Source organism: Variovorax sp. MPBD4-3 (assembly GCF_058809745.1).
This window is the reverse complement of the sequence record NZ_JBXASW010000127.1, coordinates 1-2,432: the sequence shown is the minus strand read 5'-3', so window position 1 is coordinate 2,432 and position 2,432 is coordinate 1. Positions and strand designations below refer to the sequence as shown.

Here is a 2,432-nt window from a genome sequence, read left to right as displayed (position 1 = left end):
ACCACCAGCCCGCTGAGCGGCGACGGCGTCAAGAACCTCAAGGCCATCGCCGTGGATGGCGCCGGCCAGGCGAGCCCTGCCACGGGTGCATATCCGATCGTGCTGGACACCACGCCGCCGGCAACACCGGCCACCGTCGTGGCCACGGACGACCAGGGCGCAGTCACCGGCCCCATCCCCGCTGGCGGCTCCACCGACGACGCCTCGCCCACCTTCAGCGGCAGCGGCGCCAGGGCCGGCGACGTCGTCAAGGTGTATGACGGCGCCGCCCTCATCGGCAGCGCCGCCGTCAATGCCGACGGCACCTGGAGCCTCACGCCCGAGAAGCCACTTGCCAAAGGCGCGCACAGCATCACGCACACGCTCACCGATGCCGCGGGCAACACCAGTGCTGCCAGCGCACCGCTGAGCTTCACGGTCGATACCTCCGGCGTCGTCGTCAGCATCACCCATGCGGTGGACGACCAGGGCAGCAAGCAGGGCAACCTCGCTCCGGGCGCCGTCACGGACGACACCACGCCCACGCTGGTGGGCACGGCAACGGCCGGCTCCATCATCACGATCAGGGAAGACTCGACCGCCCTGGGCTCCACCACGGCGGACACCAACGGCAACTGGAGCCTCGCGCTGCCGGTGCAGGCCGAAGGTGCGCACAAGTACACCGCCACCGCCGTGAACGCCGCCGGCACCAAGGGCGAAGCCACGCTGGCCCTGACCATCGACACCACCGCTCCCAACGTGCCCACCATCGCCAAGGCCACGGACGACGTCGGCTCGGTGCAAGGCCCGCTCGCGACCGGCGGTGCCAGCGACGACACCACGCCCACGCTCTCCGGCGCAGGAGCGACGCCCGGCGACGTCATCAAGGTCTACGACAACGGCAGCCCCATCGGCAGCACCACGGTGCAGGCCGACGGCAGCTGGAGCTTCACCCCCACCACGCCGCTGGCAGAAGGCACGCACCAGCTCACCACCACTTCCATCGACCCCGTGGGCAATGAAAGCAAGCCCTCGGGCTCGTTCGTCGTCAACGTCGACACCACCGCGCCAGGCACGCCGGTCGCGGCAACCGGCTATGCCGACAACGTCGGCGCAGTCCAGAACCCGGCCAGCACCGCCAGGATCACCGACGACACCACGCCGGGCATCAACATCGGCACGGTGGACGCAGACCTCAAACCCTCGCTGTATGTCGACGGCATCAAGGTCGCCTCGACCTATGACCCGGTCGCAGGCACGCTGACACCGAACGTCCCTCTCGGCGACGGCGCGCACCAGATCGGCTACACGCTGACCGACGCCGCCGGCAACGAGAGCAAGCCGGCGCCCGCACTCGCCGTTACCGTCAGCACGAACGCTCCGGCCGCTCCGGTTGCGGCAAGCGGCTATGCCGACAACGTCGGCGCCGTCCAGAGCGCGAACAGCACCGCGCCGACCACCGACGACACCACGCCCGGCATCAACATCGGCACCGTGACCAAAGACTTCACGCCCTCGCTGTATGTCGACGGCACCAAGGTCGCGTCGACCTACGACCCGGTCACCGGCACGCTCACGCCGACCACCGCCCTGCCCGAAGGTGCGCACCAGATCAGCTATACGTTGACCGATACCGCCGGCAACGAGAGCAAACCGGCACCGGCGCTGTCCCTGGCAGTCGACAAGAGCGCTCCGGCCATTCCGGCCATTGGCGCCGCGTCCGACAACATGGGCTCCGTGCAGGGCCCGCTCGCCAACGGAAGTTCCACCGACGACACCACGCCCACGCTCTCCGGCAACGGCGCAACGCCGGGCGACGTCATCAAGGTCTATGACAACGCCACCCCCATCGGCAGCACGACGGTGCAGCCGGACGGTAGCTGGAGCTTCACGCCGGCCACCCCGCTGACCGAAGGCACGCATCGACTCACCACCACGGCCGTCGACCCGGCCGGCAACGAGAGCGCGCCATCGGGTGCCTTCACGGTCAGCGTGGACACCACCGCGCCCGCGACGCTGGACGCCTCGAAGATCCAGGTGCTGGACGACGTGGGCGTCGTGCAGGGCCCCATCGCCTCGGGCGCTCAAACCGACGACAGCAAGCCTGAATACGTCGGCAAGGCAGACCCGGCCCAGGTCGCCAGCGTCAACGTCTACGACAACGGCAAGCTCATCGGCAGCACGGCGGTCAACGCCGATGGCACATGGCGCTTCACGCCGGCGCTGCCCCTGACGACCGGCCCGCACAGCCTCACCGCGCAAGCCGTGGATGCGGCGGGCAACGTCAGCGCCATCACGCCTGCATCGACCTTCACCCTGATGGGCGATGCGCCCGCGGCTCCCGCCATCACCGGCGTGAGCGACGACAAGGGCAGCGTCAGCGGCAGCATCGCGCAGAACGCGAGCACCGACGACAACACCCCCACGCTCAGCGGCACCGGCACCGTCGGCAC

Annotated in this window: 1 protein-coding gene; it reads left to right on the top strand. The window is 69.6% G+C overall.

Annotation, left to right across the window (positions count from 1 at the left end):
• Positions 1-2,432 (top strand): Ig-like domain-containing protein (locus tag AC1RVW_RS30740; protein ID WP_493204510.1); only part of this gene is annotated, 2,432 nt, incomplete at both ends.